20 protein-coding genes, 1 tRNA gene and 1 pseudogene are annotated in these 24,929 nt (G+C 73.1%); 12 read left to right on the forward strand and 10 right to left on the reverse strand.

What is annotated here, in order from left to right:
• Window positions 1-566: 566 nt before the first annotated feature.
• Window positions 567-651: transfer RNA gene (locus AOK09_RS09255), tRNA-Leu, on the reverse strand.
• A gap of 247 nt (window positions 652-898) precedes the next feature.
• On the opposite strand from AOK09_RS09255, the gene AOK09_RS09260 reads away from it, so the two are divergent.
• The 3 genes from AOK09_RS09260 (at window position 899) to AOK09_RS43415 (ending at window position 3,568) form a co-directional block, all read left to right on the forward strand.
• Window positions 899-2,221, forward strand: coding sequence for a M20/M25/M40 family metallo-hydrolase (locus tag AOK09_RS09260; RefSeq protein WP_055586644.1), 1,323 nt, complete (start codon window positions 899-901; stop codon window positions 2,219-2,221).
• A 201-nt stretch (window positions 2,222-2,422) separates the two neighbouring features.
• The gene (locus tag AOK09_RS09265) at window positions 2,423-2,668 is read left to right on the forward strand and encodes a chaplin (protein WP_055586645.1); all 246 of its coding nucleotides are present in this window, start codon (window positions 2,423-2,425) and stop codon (window positions 2,666-2,668) included.
• Between the two features lie 204 nt (window positions 2,669-2,872).
• Window positions 2,873-3,568 carry a chaplin gene (locus tag AOK09_RS43415; protein WP_055586646.1) on the forward strand — a complete coding sequence of 232 codons (696 nt, stop codon included), beginning with the start codon at window positions 2,873-2,875 and terminating at the stop codon, window positions 3,566-3,568.
• A gap of 104 nt (window positions 3,569-3,672) precedes the next feature.
• Here the strand turns inward: AOK09_RS43415 and AOK09_RS09275 are convergent, their stop codons facing one another.
• Entirely contained in the window at window positions 3,673-3,879 is a 207-nt protein-coding gene (locus tag AOK09_RS09275) for a DUF5703 family protein (protein ID WP_055586662.1), read from the reverse strand.
• A gap of 192 nt (window positions 3,880-4,071) precedes the next feature.
• On the opposite strand from AOK09_RS09275, the gene AOK09_RS09280 reads away from it, so the two are divergent.
• The gene (locus AOK09_RS09280; protein ID WP_055586647.1) at window positions 4,072-4,707 is read left to right on the forward strand and encodes a hypothetical protein; all 636 of its coding nucleotides are present in this window, start codon (window positions 4,072-4,074) and stop codon (window positions 4,705-4,707) included.
• A gap of 64 nt (window positions 4,708-4,771) precedes the next feature.
• Here the strand turns inward: AOK09_RS09280 and AOK09_RS09285 are convergent, their stop codons facing one another.
• Both AOK09_RS09285 and AOK09_RS09290 read right to left on the reverse strand, forming a co-directional pair.
• Entirely contained in the window at window positions 4,772-6,904 is a 2,133-nt protein-coding gene (locus AOK09_RS09285) for a helix-hairpin-helix domain-containing protein (RefSeq protein WP_055586648.1), read from the reverse strand.
• 54 nt (window positions 6,905-6,958) lie between these two features.
• Entirely contained in the window at window positions 6,959-7,939 is a 981-nt protein-coding gene (locus AOK09_RS09290; protein WP_055586649.1) for an aldo/keto reductase, read from the reverse strand.
• Between the two features lie 226 nt (window positions 7,940-8,165).
• Between AOK09_RS09290 and AOK09_RS09295 the strand changes: the two genes are divergently transcribed.
• Entirely contained in the window at window positions 8,166-9,212 is a 1,047-nt protein-coding gene (locus AOK09_RS09295) for an LLM class F420-dependent oxidoreductase (protein WP_055586650.1), read from the forward strand.
• A 94-nt stretch (window positions 9,213-9,306) separates the two neighbouring features.
• Here AOK09_RS09295 and AOK09_RS09300 read toward each other — a convergent pair whose 3' ends face one another.
• Together AOK09_RS09300 and corA are read right to left on the reverse strand one after the other, a co-directional pair.
• On the reverse strand, window positions 9,307-9,936 hold the full coding sequence (locus tag AOK09_RS09300; protein ID WP_055586651.1) for a hypothetical protein: 630 nt from the start codon (window positions 9,934-9,936) through the stop codon (window positions 9,307-9,309).
• A 113-nt stretch (window positions 9,937-10,049) separates the two neighbouring features.
• A complete protein-coding gene (gene corA / locus AOK09_RS09305; RefSeq protein ID WP_055586652.1) occupies window positions 10,050-11,045 on the reverse strand; it encodes a magnesium/cobalt transporter CorA in 996 nt (331 codons plus the stop codon).
• Between the two features lie 81 nt (window positions 11,046-11,126).
• Here corA and AOK09_RS09310 point away from each other — a divergent pair, with 81 nt between their 5' ends.
• The 4 genes from AOK09_RS09310 to mshC all read left to right on the forward strand — a co-directional run bounded on the left by AOK09_RS09310 (window position 11,127) and on the right by mshC (window position 14,826).
• Window positions 11,127-11,837, forward strand: coding sequence for a histidine phosphatase family protein (locus tag AOK09_RS09310; protein WP_055586653.1), 711 nt, complete (start codon window positions 11,127-11,129; stop codon window positions 11,835-11,837).
• A gap of 146 nt (window positions 11,838-11,983) precedes the next feature.
• Window positions 11,984-12,562, forward strand: coding sequence for a DUF3090 domain-containing protein (locus AOK09_RS09315; protein ID WP_055586654.1), 579 nt, complete (start codon window positions 11,984-11,986; stop codon window positions 12,560-12,562).
• Window positions 12,563-12,648: 86 nt separating this feature from the next.
• Complete coding sequence (locus AOK09_RS09320) at window positions 12,649-13,443, forward strand: SCO1664 family protein (protein ID WP_107101282.1); 795 nt, start codon at window positions 12,649-12,651, stop codon at window positions 13,441-13,443.
• A 153-nt stretch (window positions 13,444-13,596) separates the two neighbouring features.
• Window positions 13,597-14,826 (forward strand): cysteine--1-D-myo-inosityl 2-amino-2-deoxy-alpha-D-glucopyranoside ligase, encoded by a 1,230-nt coding sequence (mshC, locus tag AOK09_RS09325; protein WP_055586655.1) that lies wholly within the window; start codon window positions 13,597-13,599, stop codon window positions 14,824-14,826.
• A gap of 197 nt (window positions 14,827-15,023) precedes the next feature.
• Here the strand turns inward: mshC and AOK09_RS09330 are convergent, their stop codons facing one another.
• Together AOK09_RS09330 and AOK09_RS09335 are read right to left on the reverse strand one after the other, a co-directional pair.
• Complete coding sequence (locus tag AOK09_RS09330) at window positions 15,024-16,154, reverse strand: PAC2 family protein (protein WP_079062884.1); 1,131 nt, start codon at window positions 16,152-16,154, stop codon at window positions 15,024-15,026.
• A gap of 159 nt (window positions 16,155-16,313) precedes the next feature.
• A complete protein-coding gene (locus AOK09_RS09335; RefSeq protein WP_169797011.1) occupies window positions 16,314-17,402 on the reverse strand; it encodes a glycoside hydrolase family 18 protein in 1,089 nt (362 codons plus the stop codon).
• 182 nt (window positions 17,403-17,584) lie between these two features.
• Here AOK09_RS09335 and metH point away from each other — a divergent pair, with 182 nt between their 5' ends.
• The 3 genes from metH to AOK09_RS09350 all read left to right on the forward strand — a co-directional run bounded on the left by metH (window position 17,585) and on the right by AOK09_RS09350 (window position 24,022).
• Window positions 17,585-21,088 carry a methionine synthase gene (gene metH / locus AOK09_RS09340; RefSeq protein ID WP_055586657.1) on the forward strand — a complete coding sequence of 1,168 codons (3,504 nt, stop codon included), beginning with the start codon at window positions 17,585-17,587 and terminating at the stop codon, window positions 21,086-21,088.
• Between the two features lie 170 nt (window positions 21,089-21,258).
• Window positions 21,259-21,960 carry an HAD family hydrolase gene (locus AOK09_RS09345; protein ID WP_055586658.1) on the forward strand — a complete coding sequence of 234 codons (702 nt, stop codon included), beginning with the start codon at window positions 21,259-21,261 and terminating at the stop codon, window positions 21,958-21,960.
• 448 nt (window positions 21,961-22,408) lie between these two features.
• The gene (locus AOK09_RS09350) at window positions 22,409-24,022 is read left to right on the forward strand and encodes an ABC transporter substrate-binding protein (RefSeq protein ID WP_063795899.1); all 1,614 of its coding nucleotides are present in this window, start codon (window positions 22,409-22,411) and stop codon (window positions 24,020-24,022) included.
• A gap of 42 nt (window positions 24,023-24,064) precedes the next feature.
• Here AOK09_RS09350 and AOK09_RS09355 read toward each other — a convergent pair whose 3' ends face one another.
• Window positions 24,065-24,736 carry a response regulator gene (locus AOK09_RS09355; protein ID WP_055586660.1) on the reverse strand — a complete coding sequence of 224 codons (672 nt, stop codon included), beginning with the start codon at window positions 24,734-24,736 and terminating at the stop codon, window positions 24,065-24,067.
• A gap of 2 nt (window positions 24,737-24,738) precedes the next feature.
• A pseudogene (locus AOK09_RS09360) lies at window positions 24,739-24,929 on the reverse strand (recombinase RecB); the annotation flags it as partial.

Here is a 24,929-nt window from a genome sequence, read left to right on the forward strand (position 1 = left end):
CCCTTCACCCATCCCCCACCCCACAGCACCACTCAACGCTGCGCGCCGACCCCGGCGGTCAGCGGCGAGCTGAGGCGACCTGGACGGGCGCACTCGGCGGCCCGTGTGGCCGGTCGTCCGACGGCGCCCCTGGTCCAGGACCTGAAGCGGCGGACTCAACTGATACGCCGTCAACTAACAGCTCCCGCCTGACCTGTTCATACGGCCTCCCGGCCTGCCCCGCTGCGGCGGAAGGCGACGGAGGGCTGCACGTCGACCGGGCGGGGCAGACGCGTGGGGAGAGCCCGGCCGGACCGCCCCGAGCGGCCGGCCCGGGCGCCGGACCGGCCCACCGGGAGGAGCGGCTGTGCGAGGGGAGGGCGTGGGCGGACACCGGTCGCACCCGTCCGCGGAGATCCCGGCGGTGCGGCCGCCCCTGCGGCCGCTCGCCCCGCATGCGAGCCGAGGCCGAAGTCCTCCCGGGCCCGGAGCCAGGAGGCCGGTACGATCCAGGACGCAGAAGGTCCGGACCGGGAAGGAACCCGATCCGGACCTGAGAACGTCGCTCCCCGAAGGGGGATGATGAGTGTCCGAGGGGGGACTTGAACCCCCACGCCCGATAAAGGGCACTAGCACCTCAAGCTAGCGCGTCTGCCATTCCGCCACCCGGACAGGGTGTGTGCCGAGGGTTACCGAACCGGTGCCCCGCGGCGACATGAGCAACCATAGCAAAGATCGGCTGGGCCACCCAAAAGCCCGTGCCGACCGCGCCCACCCGTCCGACCTGGGGCGATCGGCCAGGGGGGAGGCCTTGGGCGGGGAGGTACGGAGAGGCAGGATGGTCGGGAGCGTGCGCTGTACCCAGAGGCCCCGGCCGGCCGGGGCGGACCCCGGTCGTTCCGGGAGAGCAGGAGAGACCGTGAGCGAGTCGAAGCCCGCGCGGGTGACCGCCGAGTCCGAGGTCACCGACATCTGCCGGGACCTCATCCGCATCGACACCAGCAACTACGGCGACCACTCGGGACCGGGTGAGCGTGCGGCCGCGGAGTACGTGGCCGAGCAACTCGCGGAGTTCGGGGTGGAGCCGCAGATCTTCGAGTCGGCCAAGGGCCGCGCCAGCACGGTGGTCCGCATCGAGGGCGAGGACCGCTCCCGGCCCGGACTGCTGATCCACGGTCACACCGACGTGGTGCCGGCCAACGCCGCCGACTGGACCCACCACCCCTTCTCCGGCGAGATCGCCGACGGCTGCGTCTGGGGCCGCGGCGCCGTCGACATGAAGGACATGGACGCGATGACCCTCGCCGTGGTCCGCGACCGCCTGCGCACCGGCCGCAAGCCCCCGCGCGACCTGGTGCTGGCGTTCCTGGCAGACGAGGAGGCCGGCGGCACCTACGGCGCGCGCTTCCTGGTCGACAAGCACCCGGACCTCTTCGAGGGGGTCACCGAGGGCATCGGCGAGGTCGGCGGGTTCTCCTTCACCGTCAACGAGCAGCTGCGGCTCTATCTGGTGGAGACGGCCGAGAAGGGGATGCACTGGATGCGGCTGACCGTGGACGGCACGGCCGGCCACGGGTCCATGACCAACACGGACAACGCCATCATCGAGCTGTGCGAGGCCGTCACCCGTCTCGGACGGCACACCTTCCCGGTCAGGGTCACCAAGACCGTGCGGGCCTTCCTGGACGAGCTGTCGGACGCCCTGGGCGTGGAGCTCGACCCGGAGAACATGGACGAGACGCTGAAGACGCTCGGCGGCATCGCCAAGATGATCGGCACCACGCTGCGCAACACCGCGCAGCCCACCATGCTCGGCGCCGGCTACAAGGTGAACGTCATCCCGGGCCAGGCCACCGCCCACATCGACGGCCGCTTCCTGCCGGGCTTCGAGGACGAGTTCCTGAGCGACCTGGACCGGGTGCTCGGCCCCCGGGTGAAGCGGGAGACCCTGCACGCGGACCGGGCGATGGAGACCACCTTCGACGGCGCCCTGGTGGAGGCGATGCAGTCGGCGCTGCGCGCGGAGGACCCGATCGCCCGCGCCGTGCCGTACTGCCTGTCGGGCGGCACCGACGCCAAGTCGTTCCAGGACCTCGGTATCCGCTGCTTCGGCTTCGCCCCGCTGCGGCTGCCCCCGGAGCTGGACTTCGCGGGCATGTTCCACGGGGTCGACGAGCGGGTCCCGGTGGAGGGCCTGGAGTTCGGAGTGCGGGTCCTGGACCGCTTCATAGACGCCTGCTGAGGGGAGCCCGAGCCCTCTGCCGAGCCCGTTCCCCGGTGCCTGCGAGCACCGGGGAACGGGCTTTCCTGTTTTTCGGTCACGGGTGCGATTTTTCACCGCTGGGGGTGAATAGCCGTACTGCGGCGTACCCCGTTTGCCGCAGTGTCGTTCACCCATATGCAGCCACGAACCGGGCTGCGCTGACAATCAGGAGGGAAACCCATGAAGGCCAAGAAGATTGCCGCTGTCGTCGCTGCCACCGGCGGTCTGGTGCTGGCCGGTGCAGGTGCGGCGTGCGCCACTGGGGGCGGCGCCGTCGCCGAGGGGGCGGCCGTGGGTTCGCCGGGCGTGCTGTCCGGCAATGTGATCCAGGTTCCGGTGCACGTGCCGGTCAACGTCTGCGGCAACACCATCAACGTGATCGGGCTGCTGAACCCGACGTTCGGCAACACCTGCCTGAACTACTGAGAATGACCCTCGGTGCGCCCCTGGAGGACCCTTCCGGGGGCGCACTCACCCAGCCGGGTGAAAACGCTGTGAACGGCCCAACCCGATTGCCTTTCCCTCGTTGACCAGTGCGCGGGTGAAGATTTCGTACACATCAACTACACGGATTGAATGAGGTCAGGGGAACCCATGCGACAAGCAGCCAAGAGGACTCTCCTCACGGCCATGGCCACCGGAAGCGTGCTGGCGTCCACCGCCGGCTACGCCTACGCGTCCGCCGATGCACACGGCGCTGCCACCGGCTCGCCGGGTGTCGGATCCGGGAACGTGGTCCAGGTCCCGGTGGACGTCCCGGTGAACCTGTGCGGCAACACCATCAACGTGGTCGGGCTGCTCAACCCCGCCATCGGCAACACCTGCGTCAACGCCTCCGGCGGCCACGGTCACGACCGTGACGGCCACGGTGCCACCCGTAGCGGCGGCGGTGCCGACGCGGAAGGGGCCGCCCAGGGTTCACCCGGCGTCCTCAGCGGCAATGTGGTGCAGGTGCCGATCCACGTGCCGGTCAACGTCTGTGGCAACGCGATCACCGCGGTCGGGCTGGGCAACGCCGCCCTCGGCAACACCTGCGTCAACGCCGAGGCGCCCTCGCACGCCGTCGTCGTGCCGCCCGTGGTGCACCACCCGGTGGTTCCGCCCGTGCACCACCGTCCCAGCCGGCCGCCGCAGCACCACGCGTCGCGGCCCTCGCACGGTCCGGTGCACAGTGCGCCCGGCGGCGGTTCCACCGTGGCGCAGCACGCCCACGAGGCGCTGGCCTCCACGGGTGCCGGCGACACGGCGCTGGCCGGTGCCGTCGCGGCGGGCATGATCCTGGGCGGCGCGGTGCTGTACCGCCGCGGCCGGGTGCGCGGCCACTGACGGATCTCCTCCCGCCTGCGGGCGAGGGGTGAGGACAGCGGAGCGGGAGTCCCCTCGGGGGCTCCCGCTCTCGCTCGTCGGACGGGGTCAGGTCGCCGGACGGCTCACCAGGGACGGACCTGCCGGATGATCCGGCGCTTGAGCACCACACTGCGGCTGCCGTCGGGGAAGAGCCGAAGCCGGTCGAGCTCCCAGTGGCCGTACTCCGCGTGCTCGGTGAGCAGTCTGCGGGCGGCGTTGCGGGTCGTCCCCCGGGGGAGCCGCAGCGACTGGTACTCGTACTCCGGCTGCCGGACCGTCTTCGATGGGATCAAAGCTATCCTCCCGCTGGACACTCTCCGGCAAGCCTACTGACGCTCACCGACAGTCGTCGGATTCCAGGGTCTCACGGCGGACCCGGCGGCGACAGCCGCCCGCACTTCGAGGGAAGTTGTGTGGAAAAACACGCCTCCAGGCGATAAGGGCAGTGCAGGCCGGTACCTGGTACGGATAGCGTCTGACCCATGTCTGATGCAGCGCAGCCCACCGTCGCCGAGGTACGCGCCGCCGCCGAGGCGGTCAAGGCAGCCATCGACCGCCACCTGGCCGCGGTCGAGGGCCGCTCGGGGGAGAACGACCCGGCGGTCTTCGCCGCCTATGAAGCGCTGGCTGCAGCGGCCGACGCCTATGACGAGATCCTCTACGACGCCTACGACGAGGTGACACCCTTCGAGGTCCCCGGCGACGAGAGCGCCGCCGCCTATCTGGGGCCCGACGAACCCGAGGCGATCAGCGTGCTGATCCGCCGTGACTATCTGATCGCCGACCCGGAGCGGCTGCGCAGCCAGGCCACCCGGCTGGACAGCACTCTGGCGGCGCCCGTCGCCCGGGGTGCCTCCCGCCCGGCGGGCGGCACGCTCAACGCCGCGATCGGGGTGGTCTTCGGCGAGTACGAGCCGGATGAGATCGCTTCCCGGTGCGAGGAGTTCGGCCTTGAGGAGGGCGACTCGACGCTCTGGGTCGCGGCGGCGGAGCCGAGCGAGCCGGGGGAGTGGCTCCCGGAGCCGTTCGACGAGGCCGATCCGCAGCTGCTGATCTGCCGGTTCGACGTCAGCGAGGTCTATGACGACGAACTGGAGGTGCTCGACCCCGAGCACTGAGCCACCGCCTCACGGCCGGGCCGGGCGCTCCCCCCTCCGGGGAGTACCCGGCCCGGCCGCGTCCTCAGGACTGCGGGGACTGCTCGGCGAGGATGCCGCGCAGCCGGGTGGTGCGCGGCCGCGCCGGTACGGTGGCGACCGCCTGGGCCAGTGCCTGCCCGGCGGCGTGCACCACCGACAGATGCCGCTCGGCCCGGCCGAAGGCGGTGTGGACCAGCTGGCGGGTGAGCGCCCCGGCGGCGTCGTCCGGGAGCACCGCCACCACACCGGGCCAGCGCCGCCCCACCGCCTGGTGCACGGTGAGCGCCCAGCCGTGCCGGACCTGCTGCGCCTGCTCGCGGGGTACGGTCAGCGGCCGCCCGGACAGGTCGAGCCGGAGCCCGGACGCGTCCGCCGAGACCACGGTGCCCGGCAGGCAGCTGCCCGGCGTGGGGGAGTGGACCACCCGGTCTCCCGGGTCGAACCCGCCGAAACGGCCGGGGCCGGGGTTGAGCCGGGCCTTGAGTGCGGCGTTGAGCGCCCTGGTGCCCGCACTGCCGCCGTGGCCGGGGGTCAGCACCACCACGTGGTCGGCGGGGATGCCCAACGCCCTCGGAATGGAGTCCAGCACCAGTTGCACCGCCCGGTGTGCGGCCTCTCCGCCGTCCTTGGCGGGGACGATCACCACCTCCCGCCCGGGCGCCTCCACCTGCTGGAGCTCGCCGACGGAGATACCGGAGACCAGCTCGCCGATCGGCCCGGGGTCGGGTGTGCGGGACGCCACCGCGGGGCAGGTCCGGGCGGCCAGCAGATCGGCGAAGACCCGGCCTGGTCCGGCGGACCACAGCTGTCCGGGGTCGCCGCTGAGGACCAGCCGGGTGCCGTCGGCGAGCGACTCCACCAGGGTCGCGGCGGTCTCCACGTCCAGCAGGGGTGCATCGCAGACCACCAGGACGTCCAGGGCCAGCGAGCCGTCGCCCTCGAGGCCCGGGCCCTCGGCCCCGGAGAGCAGGCCGGCCAGGGTCACGGCGGCACCACCGGGACTGGACGGCTCGGGGCCGTCCTCGGGCTGTCCCGCGGGGATCAGGGAGGCCAGCTCCCGGGCGCCCTCGGCCGTCCAGGCCGCAGCCCAGGCGCGCAGCCCCAGGGAGCGGGCGGCGGCCACCAGCGCGGCGGGCTCGGCGCGGGCCGCCTCGCCGCCGGTGTGCAGCACCAGCCCGGCGCCGGCGGCCGCCCGGATCAGGGCGCTCGCGGAGGCGGACGGCGCGGCCGCCGCGGCGGCCTCCCAGGCGGTGGGGCCGGGACGGTGGCCGGCGGGCGCGGGCTCCCCGCCCTCACCGCCGGCCTGCGGGGCGTCCTCACCGCCGGCACCCGCCGCGTCGCCGTCGTCCGCGGCGGCTGCCTCCGGCCCGTCCGCAGGCGGGGCGTCCTCGCCCGGCTCCAGGGTGGACGTCAGCCGCACCAGCCCGTCGGCCAGGCTCTCCTCGGCCAGGGCGAGGCGGTCCAGGGCGAGCAGCAGTCTGACGGGCGGCTCCTCGTCCTCGTCCGCCGCTGCGGCCCCCGGGGTCGCCAGCTCCTCCTGGAATGCCATCACCCGGCCGTCGGTGACGATCGTGCCGAGCGCCTCGGCGGGATCGGGCACGCCGTGCTGCTCCAGCCCGGCCCGGACCTCGGACACCTCCAGCGCGGTGTGCCCGTGCAGCGCGGCCCGCTCCAGCAGCCAGAGCGCCAGTGCCTGCGCCCGCCGGGGGTCGCCCGGTCCGGCGTCCTGGCCCAGCAGGCCTCTGGCGAAGCCGTCGGCCTGCTCAGGGCGTACTCCCGGCAGGGCCAGGACCGCCCAGGGGTCCTCCCGCAGGGCCGCCGCGGCTCCGTCGCCCAGTGCGGCCACCGCCGCGGCCGCCAGCTCCGCCGGGGCGCCGCCCTCGGACAGCACCTCGGCGGCGGCCCGCAGCGCCTCCGCACGCTGGGCGTCGCCCCGGGGGGCGGCGTCGCCGTCAGGTGCCGCATCGCCGTCCGCCGCCCCGCCGGCCGCGGTGCCCGGTTCGCCGCCCGGGGCGGCACCGGCCCGGCCCATGGCCCGGATCGCCTCGGCCAGCCGCGCGGTGTCCGGCCGCTCGGCGACCGCGGCCGGTGCCGCGGCGGCGTCCGCCGGCCCGTCGCCCCGGGGCCCGTCGGGCCCGGGGCGTCCCTGCGGAGCGGAGGTGTCCTCGTCGCTCACAGCTCACGCTCCCGTCGTGGTGCTCGATACGCGGAGGAGTCGCCTGCCTGCGGCCTACAACTCGCTCCAGTCCTGGTCGGGATAGCGGTGGACCGGCGCCGAGATGTCGTCGAGCGCACCGCGGATCTCCTCAGGAAGACTAAGGGCCTCCACCGACAGCGCCGCCTGGAGCTGGTTCGCCGTGCGGGCGCCGACCAGTGCCGAGGCCACCCCGGGCCGGTCGCGCACCCAGGCCAGCGCCACCTTCAGCGGACTGCTGGCCAGTCCGTCGGCGGCGGTGGCGACCGCGTCCACGATCCGCCGCCCGCGCTCGTCGAGGTAGGGCTGGACGAATCCGGAGAGGTACGCGGAGGCGCCCCGGGAGTCCTGCGGCACGCCGTGCCGGTACTTGCCGGTGAGCACCCCGCGGCCCAGCGGGGAGGAGGCCAGCATCCCCACCCCGAGGTCGCGGGCGGCGGGCAGCACCTCACGCTCTATGTTGCGCTGCAGCAGCGAGTACTCCATCTGCGCGGCGGCCAGCGGGGTGCGGCCGGGTACCGCCCGCTGCCAGGTGGCGGCCTTGGCCAGCTGCCATCCGCAGAAGTTGGACACCCCCACATAGCGGGCGCGCCCGGAGGAGACGGCGAGGTCCAGGGCGTGCAGGGTCTCCTCGGTGGGGGTCGCCGGGTCGTACGCGTGGACCTGCCACAGGTCCACGTAGTCGGTGCCCAGCCGCTGCAGTGAGGCGTCCAGGGCGGCCAGCAGATGCCCGCGGGAGGCGTCGAAGCGCCGGTCGGCGTCGGGCACGCTGCCGGCCTTGGTGGCGATCACCAGCTCCGAGCGGGGCACCAGGTCCTCGATGAGCCGGGAGAGCAGGTACTCCGCGCCGCCGTCGGCGTAGACGTCGGCGGTGTCGACCAGGTTGCCGCCGGCGTCCAGAAACTCCTTGAGCTGCTCGGCGGCCTCGTGCTCATCGGTGTCACGGCCCCACGTCATGGTGCCGAGGCCGAGCCGGGAGACCCGCAACCCGGTACGACCGAGGTGTCGCTGTTCCATGTTCGCGAAGCGTAGTGGCCGACCCACCGCGCGCAGCGGAGACCCGCAGGTGAGGGTGGTCCGGGCGGGGTGGCCGCCCGGGTGCGCCGAGTGACGCAGCGCACACCTACCCGCCGGTAGCATCGCCTGTGGCGCCCGGCTACGCTCACAGGCGGCGGGGCCGCCCGGCCCGCCGGTGCGTACGCATCCCGGCGCGCACCCGCCACACCACCGGAGGCTGCACCTCATGCGACTCGGCATCAACCTCGGTTACTGGGGCCTCGGCAACGACGCCGACAACATCGCCGTCGCCCAGGAGGCGGACCGCCTCGGGTACGCGGTGTGCTGGGCCGCCGAGGCGTACGGCTCCGACGCCGCCACCGTGCTGGCCTATGTCGCCGCCAGGACCGAGCGGATCGACGTGGGTTCGGCGATCTTCCAGATCCCGGCCCGCACGCCCACCATGACCGCGATGACCGCGGCCACCCTGGACACCCTCTCCGGGGGACGTTTCCGGCTGGGCCTCGGGGTGTCCGGCCCGCAGGTCTCCGAGGGCTGGTACGGCGTCAAGTTCGACAAGCCGCTGGCCCGCACCCGGGAGTACGTGGAGATCATCCGCAAGGCGATGCTGCGGGAACGGGTCGTCCACGAGGGCGCCAACTGGACGCTGCCGCTGCCCGGCGGCCCGGGCAAGGCGCTGAAGCTCACCGTGCACCCGGTCCGCGAGCACATCCCGCTCTACATCGCGGCGATCGGGCCGAAGAACCTGGAGCAGACCGGAGAGATCGCCGACGGCTGGCTGGGCATCTTCTTCTCGCCCGAGCAGGCCGAGGTCTCCCTGGAGCCGCTGCGGGCCGGCCGCGCCAAGGCGGGCAGGACCCTGGAGGGCTTCGACCTGGCGCCCTCACTGCCGATCGCGGTCTCCGACGACGTCAAGGCGGCCGCCGACGCCTTCCGCCCGTACACCGCCCTGTACGTGGGCGGCATGGGGAGCAAGGAGCAGAACTTCTACAACAGGCTGGCCCGGCGGATGGGCTACGAGCAGGCCGCCGACGAGATCCAGGAGCGCTATCTCGCCAAGGACTACGCCGGCGCCGCCGCCGCGGTCCCGCACGAGCTGATCGACTCCACGGCGCTGCTCGGTCCCAAGGAGCGGATCGCGGACCGGATGCAGGCCTTCGCGGACGCGGGCGTCACCACGCTCAACCTCACCCCGGGCGGTTTCACCCTGGAGGAGCGGATCGCCACCCTGCGGACCGCGGTGGAGGCCATGGAGCTGGCCGGCCTCGCCTGACCGGGCAGGCCGCCGGCCGGCGCGACGGGGGACCGTGCGCCCGCCCGCGCCATACAGGTGCCGGGCCGGCTGCGCGGCTCCCCGGTCCCGCCGCTCAGCGGCGGCCCTCCGGGACCAGCCGGCCCAGCAGCCGGCCGAAGTCGATCAGCCGGGCGATCTGGCCCGGCCCCCCGTCGTCGAGGGACTTGGAGAAGCGGAAGGCCTCCGGCCGGAAGCGTGCGGTCGCCGAGCCCGCGTCGTCGCCCGGCACCGCACTGAGCTCCTGCACCGTGCCGGTGGCGACCACCAGGTAGACACCGCGGTTCATCCGGTCGCCGCGCTCGTTGCGGCCGACCATGGTGCGCATGCCCACATGGCCGATCGCCCCGAGCGGGAGCACCTGGACGGAGGAGTCCAGCACCGTGCCGCCCGGCGCCTCATGGTCCGTCACCTCCTCGCTGTGCCACAGGATCAGCCGTCTGCCGTCGCAGACCGCCGCCTCCTGCCACACCGAGGCTCCGCTCTCGGTGAGGTCCACCACCCGTTCCAGCGTGAAGCCGCGCACCCGGCGCCGCCCCAGCACCCCGGCGACCGCGTCCAGTGCGACGTCGGCGTGGATGAAGTAGGAGCGGGCCGCGTCCTGGAACCGTTCGTACGGTGACCAGTCGCTTCCCGCGGGCCCCGGCGGCGGCGGGCCCGCAGGACCCGGCCCGACCGCCCGCCCGGCACCGCCGCTTCGGAACATGCGCACCCGCCTCGTCGCCCGGTTGCGGCCGGGATCACCGTCTGGTCGGCAGCTACCTACCCAGCCATCCGGCGATCTTCACATTCGCCACGCGGTCCCCTCGCGGTTCGGGCTCAGAGCCAGCCGCTGCGTTTGAAGACGCGGTAGAGAACCAGGCACACACCGCCCATCAGCAGCAGCGCAGCCGGATAGCCCCACACCTGCCGAAGCTCGGGCATATGGGTGAAGTTCATCCCGTAGATCCCGGCGATCATGGTGGGGACGGCGGCCAGCGCGGCCCAGGCCGAGATCTTCCGCATGTCGTTGTTCTGCTGCACGCTCACCTGCGCCAGATTGGCGCTGAGGATGTCGGAGAGCAGCCGGTCCAGCGAGTCCACCTGCTCGTTCGCCCGGATGACATGGTCGCTGACATCCCGGAAGAACGGCTGGCTCCCGGCGGCGACGAAGGGGACCCCGCCGCCGGACAGCCGCGCCATCGGCTCCTGCAGCGGTGCGGTGGCCCGGCGGAACTCCATGATCTGCCGCTTGAAGCCGTAGATCCGCTCCGCCATGGACCCGTTGCCCTGGGCCGAGCGGGCGGACTGCGGCGAGAAGACGGCCGCCTCCAGCTCCTCCAGGTCGGCCTGGAGCTCGGCGGCGATGTCGATGTAGGCGTCCACCACCTCGTCGCAGAGCGCGTACAGCACCGAACTGGGCCCTTGCCGCAGCACGTCGGGCTGCTGCTCCAGCCGTTTGCGCACCCGGCCCAGCGGGACGCCCTCGCCGTGGCGCACCGTCACCACGAAGCTGTCGCCGAGGAAGAGCATCAGCTCCCCGGTGTGCACCGTGTCCAGGTCGTCGTCGTAGGTGACCGTCTTCAGCACCACGAAGAGCGAGTCGTCGTACGCCTCCAGCTTGGGCCGCTGATGGGCGCTGACGGCGTCCTCGACCGCCAGCGGGTGCAGCCCGAACTCCTCGGTGACCAGGGCGAATTCGCGCTCGGTCGGCTCGTGCAGCCCGATCCAGACAAAGGCGTTCTCCTCCTTCCTGGCCACGTCGAGCGCGTCCGAGAAGTCCTCGGGGCCCGTGGTCCGGATGCCGTTGCGGTAGATGGCGCAGTCCACGATCACGTGAGGATTCTCGCCGCCCGGCGCTACGCCAAACGACACCGGGGCGGTCCGGCCCCGCCGGAGCGCGTCTAGGCTGGCCGCATGCCGACCCTGCTGCTCGTCCGCCATGGCCGTTCCACCGCCAACTCCTCCGGTGTCCTGGCCGGCTGGAGCCCGGGTGTCGATCTCGACGACGAGGGCCGTGAGCAGGCCGCGGCGCTGGCGGCGCGGCTGGCCGCGGTGCCCCTCGTCCGGGTGGTCAGCAGTCCGCTGGACCGCTGCCGGCAGACCGTCCAGCCGCTGCTCGCCACCCGGCCCGAGCTGGGCGGCCCAGACCTGGACGAGCGCATCGGCGAGTGCCGCTACGGCGACTGGACCGGCCGGCCGCTTGCCGAGCTGGCCAAGGAGCCGCTGTGGCGCACCGTGCAGGACCACCCCTCCGCGGCGGTCTTCCCCGGCCCCGAGGGTGAGGCGCTGGCCGAGATGAGCCGCCGGGCGGTGGAGGCGGTACGCGAGTGGGACGCCCGGGTGGCCGAGGAGCACGGGCCCGAGGCGGTCTGGCTGGCGTGCGCGCACGGCGACATCATCAAGGCGGTGGTGGCCGATGCGCTCGGCCTGCACCTCGACCTCTTCCAGCGGATCTCGGCCGACCCGGCCTCCGTCACCGCCATCCGCTACACCCCGCTGCGGCCCTTCCTGCTGCGGCTGGGCGACACCGGGGACCTCTCCTCGCTGGCGCCGAGGTCCGTGCCGTCCCACGAGGACGCCCGGCAGCAGTCGGACGCGGTGGTGGGCGGCGCCACCGGCGCCTGACCCGGCGCCCGATCCGGCGTCCGATCCGGAGCCCGACCCGGCGGACGGCGATCAAGGACGGCCCTCCGCTGCGCCCGGCTCTGCGCACCTGGGTAGGGTGAGAGGCGGACCACGACGTCAGCAGAGGCGAAGTATCGGAGCAGCGCGTGCCCCGTCAGGTGTTCTTCTACGACCAACCAGAGCGGTTCGTGGCCGGTACGGTCGGCGAGCCGGGCGCTCGCGCCTTCTTCCTGCAGGCCACCGGCGGTGGCCGGACCACCAGCGTGCTGCTGGAGAAGACGCAGGTGGCAGCGCTGGCCGAGCGGGTCGACGAGCTGCTGGACGAGGTGCTGCGGCGCAGTGGCGGCTCCGCGCCGGTGCCCGCGGTGGCGCCCTCCGACCTGATCGACGTGGCGCCGCTGGACCTTCCGCTGGTGGAGGAGTTCCGGGTCGGCACCATGGCGCTGGCCTGGGACGGCAGCGAGGAGTGCGTGGTCGTCGAGGCGCAGGCGCTGGTGGAGGCGGACCCCGAGGACGACGAGGCCGACGCCGACGACGAGCTGATCGAGGACGAGGAGCACGGTCCGCCGCTGCTGCGGGTGCGGATCTCCGGGGCGATGGCCCGGGTCTTCGCCAAGCGCGCACTGGACCTGGTGGCGGCGGGCCGCCCGCCGTGCCCCTTCTGCAGCCTGCCGCTGGACCCCGAGGGGCACATCTGCCCCCGAGCGAACGGATACCGGCGCTGAACGCCCCCGACGCGACCCCCGGACCGACCGGGCCGCAGCAGTCCGCGGCCGCGCCGCCGGAGGCGGACCCCGGTGCCTCGGCGGCGCTGGCCGCCGATCCGCAGCGCGCCCTGGCGCTGCTGCGTGCCGGCGACCTCACGGTGCACGGGCAGCTCAGCGACGCCTCCAACGCGGTGCTGTACTGCACCGTGGCCCTGGACGGCCAGGAGGCCGTCTGCGTGTACAAGCCCGTGGACGGGGAGCGTCCCCTGTGGGACTTCCCCGACGGCACCCTGGCGGCCCGGGAGGTGGCCGCCTACGAGGTCGCCGCCGCGGCCGGCTGGGCGCTGGTCCCGCCGACCGTGCTGCGCGACGGCCCGGCCGGCGAGGGCATGGTCCAGCTGTGGGTGGAACCCGACCCGCAGGCTCAGCTGCTGGCCCTGCAGGACGCCGAGGAGGCCGAGCCGGGCTGGCTGCCCATCGCCCGTGCGGATGTGGGGGGCGGCCGGACCGCGCTGCTGGTGCACGCCGACGACCCCCGGCTGCGGCGGCTGGCCGTACTGGACGCCGTCCTCAACAACGCGGACCGCAAGGGCGGCCATCTGCTGCCCGCCGTCGACGGCCGGCTCTACGGCATCGACCACGGGGTGACCTTCGCCGTCCCCGGCAAGCTGCGCACGCTGCTCTGGGGGTGGGCGGGGGAGCCGCTCCCGGAGGAGGCCCTGGAGGTGCTGCGCAAGCTGGGTGCGGACCTGGCAGGCGCCCTCGGGGAGCGGCTGCGGCCGCTGCTGACCGCCGCCGAGGTCGCCGCGACCCGGCAGCGGGTGGCCGCGCTGCTGGACGAGGGCCGCCATCCGGAGCCGGGCGGTGACTGGCCGGCCGTGCCCTGGCCGCCGATCTAGGGGCGCTGCGGCGAGCCTGTGGGAGGCGGTCGGGCGCTCGGTGAGGATGGCCGGGCGCTCGGCGACGGTGGCCGGGCGGTCGGCGGTGGGGAGCGAGGGTCTGGCCGGAAGCCCGTTAGCCGCGGAAATGATGGTCCGGTTAAAGTTTTGAGCATGCATGCTTGGCCCGCCTCAGACGTCCCCGCGCTCCCCGGTCAGGGGAGCCCCCTGCGCATCCATGACACCGCCGCAGGCCGTACCCGGGAGATCACCCCCGCGGGCCCCACGGCCCGCCTCTATGTGTGCGGCATCACCCCCTATGACGCCACCCATATGGGCCACGCGGCCACCTACAACGCCTTCGACCTGGTCCAGCGGGTGTGGCGGGACGCGGGGCACGACGTGCTCTACGTCCAGAACGTCACCGACGTCGACGACCCGCTGCTGGTGCGTGCCCAGGAGACCGGCGTCGACTGGACCGACCTCGCCGAGCGGGAGACCGCGCTGTTCCGCGAGGACATGTCGGCGCTGCGGATGCTGCCGCCCGCGCACTACGTCGGGGCGGTGGAGTCCATCCCGTGGATAGTCCCGCTGGTGCAGCGCCTGCTGGAGAGCGGCGCCGCCTACGAGCTGGACGGCGACATCTACTTCTCGGTGGAGTCCGACCCGCGCTTCGGCGAGGTCTCGCACCTCTCCCAGGAGGAGATGCTGCCGGTCTTCGGCGAGCGCGGCGGCGACCCGGACCGTCCGGGCAAGAAGCACCGGCTGGACGCGCTGCTCTGGATGGCCGCCCGTCCGGGCGAGCCCTCGTGGGAGACCGAGCTGGGGCGGGGGCGTCCCGGGTGGCACATCGAGTGTGTGGCCATCGCGCTGAAGTACCTGGGGATGTCGTTCGACATCCAGGGCGGCGGCAGCGACCTGGCCTTCCCGCACCATGAGATGGGCGCCTCGCACGCCCAGGTCGCCACCGGCGACCACCCCTACGCCCAGGCCTATGTGCACGCGGGCATGGTGGCGCTGGACGGCGAGAAGATGTCCAAGTCCAGGGGCAACCTGGTCTTCGTCTCCCGGCTGCGCCGCGACGGGGTGGACCCCGCGGCGATCCGGCTGGCCCTGCACGCCCACCACTACCGCTCCGACTGGGAGTGGACCGACGCGGTGCTGGAGGAGGCCGTGGCGCGGCTGGGCCGCTGGCGTGCGGCGGTCTCCCGCCCGGACGGCCCGGACGCCGGGGAGCTGCTGGCGGAGGTGCGCGAGGCGCTCAGCGACGATCTGGACGCGCCCCGGGCGCTGGCGGCGGTGGACCGCTGGGCCGAGCGGCAGCAGGAGCGGGGCGGCGAGGACACCGGCGCCCCGGGACTGGTGTCCCGTACCGTCGACGCGCTGCTGGGCGTGGCACTGTGAGCTGGTGACGGACCGTCAGCAGGGCTGTGACGTCGTGCGCGGGTTGGTCTAGACCTTGACAGGACCATGCTTGGTCTAGTCCACTGGAGGTGATCGATGGCCGGCGGCTGCCCGACGCCGGTCATCGATCGACCGAACGGCGACGGCCGGGATCCCCGCGGATCCCGGCCGTCGTGCCATGGTGCGCGCCGCGGCGGCTACCGCCCTTCGCCGCCCCGGTCGCCCCGGTCGGCGGGGCCGGACGGACGCGGTCCTGAGGCGTCCGGTCCGTCGCCCTCCCCGGGCCCGTCCTGCGGCTCGCCGCCGGACGCCGCCGGGTCCGCGGACTCCTCCGAAGCCGGTCGTTCGGCCGCCGGTCGTTCGCCCGCCGGCCGTTCCCCCGCCGGTCGTTCCGAGGACGACGGCCGCTCCGAGGCCTTGCTCTCGTCCCGCCGGAAGGTACCCTGCCTGCCCGTCTCGGGCCCCTCGCCGGGCTCGGCCGGCCCCTGGTTGCCCCGCCGGCGCAGATAGCGCTCGAACTCGCGGGCGATGGCGTCACCGGACGCCTCCGGCAGCTCCGCGGTGTCCCGGGCCTCCTCCAGCTGCTGCACGTACTCGGCCACCTCGCTGTCCTCGGCGGCCAGCTGGTCCACCCCGATCTGCCAGGCCCGGGAGTCCTCCGGGAGGTCCCCCAGCGGGATCCGCAGATCCAGCAGGTCCTCGACCTTGTTCAGCAGCGCCAGGGTGGCCTTGGGGTTCGGCGGCTGCGCCACGTAGTGCGGCACCGCGGCCCAGAAGGTCGCCGCCGGCACCCCGGCGTGCGCACAGGCCTCCTGCAGCACGCCCACGATGCCCGTGGGGCCCTCGTAGCGGCTCTCCTCCAGGTCCAGCCTGCGGGCCAGGTCCGGGTCGGAGGTCACCCCGCTCACCGGGACCGGGCGGGTGTGCGGGGTGTCGCCGAGCAGCGCGCCCAGCACCACCACCATCTCCACGCCCAGCTCATGGGCGAAACCCAAGAGCTCGTTGCAGAACGACCGCCAGCGCATGGACGGCTCGATACCGCGCACCAGCACCAGGTCGCGCGGCCTGGGCTCGGTCACCCGGACCACCGACAGCCGGGTCGTCGGCCAGGTGATGCGCCGCACCGAGCCGTCCATCCACACCGTCGGACGGTTGACCTGGAAGTCGTAGTAGTCCTCGGCGTCCAGGGCGGCGAAGACCTTGCCGCCCCATACCTGGTCCAGGTGCGCCACCGCCGCGGAAGCGGCGTCCCCGGCATCGTTCCAGCCCTCGAACGCGGCCACCATGACCGGGTCGATGAGCTCGGGCACATCCTCGAGCTCGATCACCCAGCGCCTCCCTCCGGCCGTTCCGCGGGTCCCCGCCCGGCCCCCGGGGGGCCGGCCGGCGGTCTCCCCGGACCGGCTGCCGACTGTGGACATCCATGGAACATCGCGTTCCACGGACCGTACTTGCCCAGCCTACGGGCAAAGATGCAGCCACCAGACTCACCTTGCCCGGTGCGGGCGGACCCACCCCTCGCGGTAGTCGGCCCAGTCCTGCGGCGTCGCGGCGTAGTCCACATAGAGGGCCACCCCGAAGCGCTGCCGGTCCGGCTCCGTGCGCCCCAGCCCCAGCCGCACCCCGCGCACCGCCGCCGCGACCGTCTCGGCGCCGCCCCAGTGGGTGTGGTCGTTCTCGTAGTAGGCGGGCAGCCCCATCAGCAGATCGACCCCCTCCGGCGTCACCTCCAGCGCCAGCGCGGTCTGCTGCGCCACATAGCCGCCGTAGAGGGACGGCAGCGGGGTGCCGGTGTCGTAGGACATCACCGCGACCTGGTCGACCCGCCGGGCGACCTGCCCGAAGTACGCCTGGGACCACCACTTGGGGTGACCCGCCAGGGCCCGGCCGACCGAGTGCAGCGACGGCAGCGGATCCAGCTGCGGGGCGGACACCGACAGCAGGGCGCCCCGCGCGGAGAGCGCCGCCCGGGCGCGGTCCAGCACGTCCAGGAAGCCGGGGTCGCCGGAGCGTACGGGCTCCAGGTCGAAGTGCACCCCGGCGAAGCCCGCCGCCAGCACCTGCTGCGCCGAGGCGGCGATCGCCGCCCGCACCGCGGGCCGGTCCAGATGCAGCCCCTCCGGGTGCTCGGGTGCCACCACGTTCCCCAGCCAGGCCTGCACCCGCACCCCGGGCGCAGCGGAGCGCAGCGCGGCCACCAGCCAGGCGGCCCGCGGGTAGAGGTCGGTGTGCAGGGTGCCGTCGGCCTCCAGCGGCCCGGTGTGCACATAGAGGTCGCGGATGCCGGTGGTGCGCAGCGAGGCGGCCAGCGCCGCCACGTCGGACGGCCCCTTGCGGCCGTCCACCCAGGCGTGGCCGAGCCACAGGGCGTCCCGGCCGCAGGTCCTGGCGTCGTCCCGCGGCTGCCCGGCGTCCTCCAGCCGAAGCGCCACCGCCACCGCCGCGACCGGGGTGAGCAGCAGGCACGACACGGTCAGCACGGCCACCGCCGCCCGCCGCAGCCGGGGGAGCCGCCACCACCACCGCCAGGCCCGCCGGGGGACGCCCAGTACGGCCCCGACACCCGTTCGCACCATCCCCGCCACGTGCGTCCCCTCCCGTTCCGCCCCCTCGCGCCGCCCGGAGGGGACGGCGCGGAGCCGCCCACGATACGGAACGCCCCGGCCGGGCCGCCGCCCGGCGGATACCCTGGCCGGGTGCGGCCCGGAGCAGACGGGCCCCGCATAGCCGACAGCCGTCGCACCCAGGGAGCACCACTATGGCCACTGCCGTCCCGTCCGCAGCCCAGCAGAGCAGGGCCGACGCCCTGCGCGAGGCCCTCGCCACCCGAGTCGTGGTGGCCGACGGGGCGATGGGCACGATGCTCCAGTCGCACGACCCGACGCTGGACGACTTCCAGGGCCACGAGGGCTGCAACGAGGTCCTCAACGTCTCGCGCCCCGACATCGTGCGCTCGGTGCACGAGGCCTACCTCGAGGTCGGCGTGGACTGCGTGGAGACCAACACCTTCGGCGCCAACCTCAGCGCGCTGGGGGAGTACGACATCGCCGACCGCATCTTCGAGCTCTCCGAGGCGGGCGCCCGGATGGCCCGGGAGGCCGCGGACCGCCACTCCACTCCCGACCGGCCGCGCTGGGTGCTGGGCTCCATCGGGCCGGGCACCAAGCTGCCGACGCTGGGCCACATCGGGTTCGCGGCGCTGCGTGACGGGTTCCGGGAGAACGCCGCGGGCCTGATCGCGGGCGGCGCCGACGCGCTGCTGGTGGAGACCTCCCAGGACCTGCTCCAGGTCAAGGCGGCGGTGCTCGGCGCCAAGCAGGCGATGGCCGAGGCCGGCCTCGACCTGCCGGTCTTCGTCCAGGTGGCGGTGGAGACCACCGGCACCATGCTGCTGGGCTCCGAGATCGGCGCGGCGCTGACCGCCCTGGAGCCGCTGGGCATCGACCTCATCGGCCTCAACTGCTCCACCGGGCCGGCCGAGATGAGCGAGCACCTGCGCCATCTCGCCAAGAACGCCCGGATCGGGCTGTCCTGCATGCCCAACGCGGGTCTGCCGGTGCTGGGCAAGGACGGTGCGCACTTCCCGCTCGACCCCAAGGGCCTGGCCGACGCCCAGGAGGTCTTCACCAGGGAGTTCGGGCTCTCCCTGGTCGGCGGGTGCTGCGGCACCACGCCCGAGCACCTGAGGCAGCTGGTGGAGCGGGTGCGCGGCAGGGAGCTGGCCCCGCGCGACCCACACCCGGAGCCTGCGGCCGCCTCGCTGTACCAGTCCGTGCCGTTCCGGCAGGACACCTCCTACCTCGCGATCGGCGAGCGGACCAACGCCAACGGCTCCAAGAAGTTCCGTGAGGCCATGCTGGCGGAGGACTGGCAGGCCTGCGTGGAGATCGCCCGTGAGCAGATCCGGGACGGCTCCCACCTGCTGGACCTCTGTGTGGACTACGTCGGCCGTGACGGCGTCGCCGACATGCGGGAGATCGCCGGCCGGCTGGCCACCGCCTCCACGCTGCCGATCGTGCTGGACTCCACCGAGGTGGACGTGCTCCGGGCGGGCCTGGAGATGCTGGGCGGCCGTGCGGTGCTCAACTCGGTGAACTACGAGGACGGCGACGGCCCCGACTCCCGCTTCGCGCGGGTGGCCCGGCTCGCCAAGGAGCACGGCGCCGCCGTGGTGGCGCTGACCATCGACGAGGAGGGCCAGGCCCGTACCGCCGACCACAAGGTGGCGGTGGCCGAGCGGCTGATCGCCGAGCTGACCGCGGGCTACGGCATCGCCGAGTCGGACATCATCGTCGACTGCCTCACCTTCACCATCGCCACCGGCCAGGAGGAGTCCCGGCGGGACGCGGTGGAGACCGTCGAGGCGATCCGCGAGCTCAAGCGCCGCCATCCGGACGTGCAGACCACGCTCGGCCTCTCCAACATCTCCTTCGGCCTCAACCCCGCCGCGCGGATGGTGCTCAACTCGGTCTTCCTCAACGAGTGCGTGGAGGCCGGCCTGGACTCGGCGATCGTGCACGCCTCCAAGATCCTGCCGATGGCGCGGATCCCCGAGGAGCAGCGCGAGGTCGCCCTGGACATGGTCTACGACCGCCGCCGGGAGGGCTACGACCCCCTGCAGCGCTTCCTGGAGCTCTTCGAGGGCGTGGACACCCGCTCGGTGAAGGCCGGCAAGGCCGAGGAGCTGGCGGCGCTGCCGCTGGACGAGCGGCTCCAGGCGCGGATCGTGGACGGTGAGCGCAACGGGCTGGAGGCCGACCTGGAGGAGGCGCTGGCCCTCCGCCCGGCGCTGGAGATCATCAACGAGACGCTGCTGGAGGGCATGAAGACGGTCGGCGAGCTCTTCGGCTCCGGCCAGATGCAGCTGCCGTTCGTGCTGCAGTCCGCCGAGGTGATGAAGACCGCGGTGGCCTATCTCGAACCGCACATGGAGAAGACCGACAGCCAGGGCAAGGGCACCATCGTGCTGGCCACCGTCAAGGGCGACGTCCATGACATCGGCAAGAACCTGGTCGACATCATCCTCTCCAACAACGGCTACAACGTGGTCAACCTGGGCATCAAGCAGCCCGTCTCGGCCATCCTGGAGGCGGCCGGCGAGCACGACGCCGATGTGATCGGCATGTCGGGCCTGCTGGTGAAGTCCACCGTGGTGATGAAGGAGAACCTCCAGGAGCTCAACCAGCGCGGCCTGGCCGCCCGCTGGCCGGTCATCCTCGGCGGCGCCGCGCTGACCCGCGCCTATGTGGAGCAGGACCTGCACGAGATCTATGAGGGCGAGGTCCGCTATGCCCGCGACGCCTTCGAGGGACTGCGGCTGATGGACGCCCTGATCGGGGTGAAGCGCGGGGTGCCCGGCGCGGCCCTGCCGGAGCTGCGGCAGCGGCGGGTGCCGGTCCGCCCGCAGGCCGAGGAGGTGGAGGAGAACCTGGGCTCGGTCCGCTCCGATGTGGCGACCGACAACCCGGTGCCCACGCCGCCCTTCTGGGGCGACCGGATCGTCAAGGGGATCCCGCTCGCCGACTACGCCTCCTGGCTGGACGAGGACGCCCTCTTCAAGGGCCAGTGGGGCCTGAAGGCGTCCCGCACCGGCGACGGCCCCGGCTACGAGGAGCTGGTGGAGACCGAGGGCCGCCCCCGGCTGCGGATGTGGCTGGACCGGCTGCAGACCGAGGGCCTGCTGGAGGCGGCGGTGGTGTACGGCTACTACCCGGCCGTCTCCAAGGGGGACGACCTGGTGGTCCTGCACGAGGACGGCACCGAGCGGACCCGGTTCACCTTCCCCCGTCAGCGGCGCGGCCGCCGGCTCTGCCTGGCCGACTTCTTCCGGCCGGAGGAGTCCGGCGAGCGGGATGTGGTCGGCTTCCAGGTGGTCACCATGGGCAGCCGGATCTCCAGGGCGGCCAACGAGCTCTTCGCCTCCGACTCCTACCGCGACTACCTGGAGCTGCACGGCCTCTCCGTGCAGCTGGCCGAGGCGCTGGCGGAGTACTGGCACGCCAGGGTGCGTGCGGAGCTCGGCTTCGCGGGGGAGGACCCGGAGGACGTCCGGGACATGTTCGCGCTGAAGTACCGGGGCGCGCGCTTCTCGCTCGGCTACGGGGCCTGCCCCGAGCTGGAGGACCGGGCCAAGATCGCGGACCTGCTGCGGCCGGAGCGCATCGGGGTGGAGCTCTCCGAGGAGTTCCAGCTGCACCCCGAGCAGTCCACCGACGCCTTTGTGATCCACCACCCGGAGGCCAAGTACTTCAACGCCCGCTGACCCGGAAGCGGGGTTGTTGACCCGCTGGTCATGCTCCCGACGTGTCCCGGCCGCCCGATGCGGCCGGGACACGCGTACTCTGGGGGGCCCTTTGCCCTGAACGTCCACTCGTGGCAGACCGCCCCCCGGCGGCCGGCCCGACCCGCAGCCACCGGAAGGGGCGCCCGCCCGTGACCACCTCCGCCGCCGCCACCTCCCCCACCGCGTCCGACAGCTCCGGGCTCCAGGCGGTGCTGCTCGACATGGACGGCACCCTGGTGGACACCGAGGAGTTCTGGTGGCGGGCCGAGAGCTCGCTGCTGGCCGACCTCGGACACCCGCTGGACGAGTCCCACCGGCCCATGGTGGTCGGCGGGCCCATGACCCGGGTGGTGGACTACCTGATCGACGTCACCGGGGCGCCCGTCACCGCGGCCGAACTCTCGGTCGGGATCAACCAGCGTTTCACCGAGCTGCTGGGCGGCGGAGTGCCGCTGATGCCGGGAGCCCGGCGGCTGCTGCGGGAACTCTCGGCCCAGGGCGTCCCGGCGGCCCTGGTCTCGGCCTCCCACCGCCGTGACATCGACCTGGTGATGCGCAGCCTCGGCGCGGAGAACTTCGCCTTCTCGGTGGCGGGCGACGAGGTCACCCGTACCAAGCCGCACCCGGACCCCTATCTGGTGGCGGCCGCGCGGCTGGGCGCCGAGCCGGCCCGCTGCGTGGTGGTCGAGGACTCGCCGACCGGGGTGCGGTCGGCCGAGGCCGCGGGCTGCACCGTGCTCGCCGTGCCGTCGGTGGCCACCATCGAGGAGGCCCCGGGACGGACGGTGGTGGCCTCCCTGGAGCAGGTCGACCTGGCGCTGCTGCGCAGCCTGGTGCCCGCCCGGGTGTGACGCTCATTACCCACCGGGGGCCGACCCGGTGGGAAAGCCGGACATTCACCCTCAAGTCGGATCTGTCGCGGCGATCGCCACGCGCTGCCGCGGGCCCCGATGGGACCGTCCTTCTACGCGCGTGCCATCGGTGTGGCACGCTACACCCGATCGAACTCCCGCACGGTCCTCGGCAGGCCCCCACGCACGCCATCTGATGGACCGTCACTCCAACCCCGAAACCGGACCCGGACGCGCACCCGTCCCCGGCCGGCCACGGGTTGCGGACTTCCCGCCTCGGCGCACACCCAGCCGAGGCGGAAGCGGAGACGCCGGTGACAGGTCGGGCGGCGGCAGCACCAGTGCCGTTCCGTGCGTCCCCGGCGCCTCCGCCCCCGCCTCCACACCCCGGAGGCGGGTGCGGCAACGAGCGGCGCCCTCACCGCCGGTCTGGAGAAGAAAACAAAAGATGTCTGCAGTCAAACGACTGGCGGTGCTCGGCTGCGCCGGCCTGGTCGCCTCGACGATCGCCGGATGCGGATCGTCCGGGGGCAGCAGCGGAAACAGCACGAACGCCCAGGTCACCATGGGTACCACCGCGGTCACCAGCACCTACGACCCGGCGGGCTCCTATGACTCGGGAGGCTGGCTGGTGCTGTACAACACCCATCAGACCCTGCTGAGCTTCCCCGCCGGGGCCACCACCCCGCAGCCCGACGCGGCGCAGTCCTGCTCCTTCACCGGCGGCGACGCCATGACCTACGTCTGCACACTGAAGAGCGGACTGAAGTTCTCCAACGGCCACCCGCTGACCGTCGAGGACGTGGTGTTCTCCTTCACCCGGATGAAGAAGATCCACGACCCGGCCGGCCCCGCCGACGCCCTCTTCGACACCCTGAAGTCGGTGAACGCCCAGGGCGACTCCCAGGTGGTCTTCCACCTCACCGAGCCCGACGCGGTGTTCCCCTCCAAGCTGGCCAGCGCCGCCGGCGCCATCGTGGACCACCAGGTCTACCCGGCCGACAAGCTGCTGCCCAACGCCCGCATGGTCGGCTCCGGGCCGTACAAGCTCGACGGCATCGACACCATGAAGACCTCGGACGGCACCGCCCCCGGCACCGTCCGGCTGGTGGCCAACCCCGAGTACCGCGGCGCCGACAAGCTCAACAACAACAAGTTCACGCTGCGCTACTTCAACGAGCCCTCCGAGCTCAAGAGCGCACTGGAGAGCGGCCAGGTCGACTTCACCGACAACAGCCTGGACCCCAAGGACGCCACGGCCTACAAGGAGGCGGCGCTGCGCGGCAGCGGCGACTTCAAGGTCGTCACCGGCGACAGCGCCGAGACCCGCTACATGGCGTTCAACACCAAGGACCCGGTGGTCGGCCGCCCGGCCGTGCGGCAGGCCGCCGCGCAGCTGCTGGACCGCAAGGCGATCGCCCGGGACAGCTACGGGCGCACCGTCCAGGCCCTCTACTCGGTGGTCCCGCAGGGGCTGCTCGGCGCCAACACGGCCTTCTTCGACCGCTACGGCGACCCCAACGTCAGCGCCGCCCGCCGGATCCTGCAGAAGGCCGGCATCCACACGCCGGTGGAGTTCTCCCTCACCTGGTCCCGCTCCAGGGTCGACTCCAAGGAGGCCGACCAGATCAAGAAGCAGCTGGAGACCGGCGGGCTGTTCCATGTGACGGTCAAGCGCGAGCCGTCCTGGGACACCTTCAAGAAGGGCTGGCAGACCGGCGCCTACCAGGCCTACACGATCGGCTGGTCGCCGGACTACCCGGACGCGGACGACTTCATCGTGCCGCTGGTGGTCAAGGGCGGCGCCTACTACACCGGCTGGGACAGCGCCACCATCAGCGGCCGGCTGGTCCCCAGGAGCCGCACCATGACGGACCGGACCGCGGCGGTGGAACCCTTCGACTCCATGCAGGCCATCGTCGCCCAGGGTGTCCCGCTGATCCCGCTCTGGCAGAGCAAGACGTTCTACGTCTCCAAGAACAACGTCAGCGGAGTGGAGACCACGGTGGACACCACCGGAGTCTTCCGCTTCTGGGAGATCGGCCGGATCGCCGCCGGCTGAACCCCTCCGGGCGGCAGAGCCCGGTCCGCACCGCGCGCAGCGTCACAGCGCGCCGGGCCGCACCAGACCGCTCTCGTACGCGTACACCGCGGCCTGCACCCGGTCCCGCAGGCCCAGCTTGGTCAGCACATGCCCCACATGGGTCTTCACCGTGGTCTCGCTGACGAACAGCTCGGCCGCGATCTCCGCATTGGACAGGCCCCTGGCCACCAGCTTCAGCACCTCCACCTCGCGCTCGGTGAGCGCATGGAGCATGGTCGGCGCAGCCTCGTCGCCCGACGGCAGCCGGGTGGCGTACATGTCCAGCAGGCGCCGGGTCACACTCGGCGCCAGCATCGCCGCACCGTCCGCCACCACCCGGATGGCCTGCACCAGCTCCTCGGCCGGCACGTCCTTCAGCAGAAAGCCGCTCGCCCCGGCGCGCAGCGCCTCCACCACGTACTCGTCCAGGTCGAAGGTGGTGAGCACCAGCACCTTGGCCGGGCCGTCGCGCCCCGGGCCGGCGATCCGCCGGGTCGCCTCCACGCCGTCCATCCGCGGCATCCGGATGTCCATCAGCACCACGTCCGGCTGGAGTGCCCGCACCTGGTCCAGCGCCTGCTGGCCGTCCCCGGCCTCGCCCACCACGGCCAGGTCCGCCTCGGCCTCCAGGATCATCCGGAAACCGGTACGAAGCAGCGGCTGGTCGTCGACCAGCAGCACTCGGATCGTCACCACTACTCCTCGGTCGTTCTCGGCGCGGGCAGCACGGCAAGAGGATAGGGCGGGGGCGTCCCGCCGAACTCGGGGCAGAGCGCCCGGTGGTCGCACCAGTCGCACAGCCGGCTGGGCCTGGGCCGCCACTCGCCGGTGGCCACCGCCCGCTGGATCGCCTCCCACAGGGCCAGCAGCTTGCGCTCCACCGCCC

Origin of the sequence: Peterkaempfera griseoplana (genome assembly GCF_001418575.1) — a bacterium.
GTDB lineage: Bacteria > Actinomycetota > Actinomycetes > Streptomycetales > Streptomycetaceae > Peterkaempfera > Peterkaempfera griseoplana.

Bases quoted from the DNA above. Each gene is read 5' to 3' on its own strand.
- AOK09_RS09265 (WP_055586645.1), top strand. From the start codon at position 2,423: ATGAAGGCCAAGAAGATTGCCGCTGTCGTCGCTGCCACCGGCGGTCTG.
- AOK09_RS43415 (WP_055586646.1), top strand. From the start codon at position 2,873: ATGGCCACCGGAAGCGTGCTGGCGTCCACCGCCGGCTACGCCTACGCG.
- AOK09_RS09280 (WP_055586647.1), top strand. From the start codon at position 4,072: ATGTCTGATGCAGCGCAGCCCACCGTCGCCGAGGTACGCGCCGCCGCC.
- AOK09_RS09290 (WP_055586649.1), bottom strand. From the start codon at position 7,939: ATGGAACAGCGACACCTCGGTCGTACCGGGTTGCGGGTCTCCCGGCTC.
- AOK09_RS09295 (WP_055586650.1), top strand. From the start codon at position 8,166: ATGCGACTCGGCATCAACCTCGGTTACTGGGGCCTCGGCAACGACGCC.
- AOK09_RS09300 (WP_055586651.1), bottom strand. From the start codon at position 9,936: ATGTTCCGAAGCGGCGGTGCCGGGCGGGCGGTCGGGCCGGGTCCTGCG.
- AOK09_RS09310 (WP_055586653.1), top strand. From the start codon at position 11,127: ATGCCGACCCTGCTGCTCGTCCGCCATGGCCGTTCCACCGCCAACTCC.
- mshC (WP_055586655.1), top strand. From the start codon at position 13,597: ATGCATGCTTGGCCCGCCTCAGACGTCCCCGCGCTCCCCGGTCAGGGG.
- AOK09_RS09335 (WP_169797011.1), bottom strand. From the start codon at position 17,402: ATGGTGCGAACGGGTGTCGGGGCCGTACTGGGCGTCCCCCGGCGGGCC.
- metH (WP_055586657.1), top strand. From the start codon at position 17,585: ATGGCCACTGCCGTCCCGTCCGCAGCCCAGCAGAGCAGGGCCGACGCC.
- AOK09_RS09350 (WP_063795899.1), top strand. From the start codon at position 22,409: ATGTCTGCAGTCAAACGACTGGCGGTGCTCGGCTGCGCCGGCCTGGTC.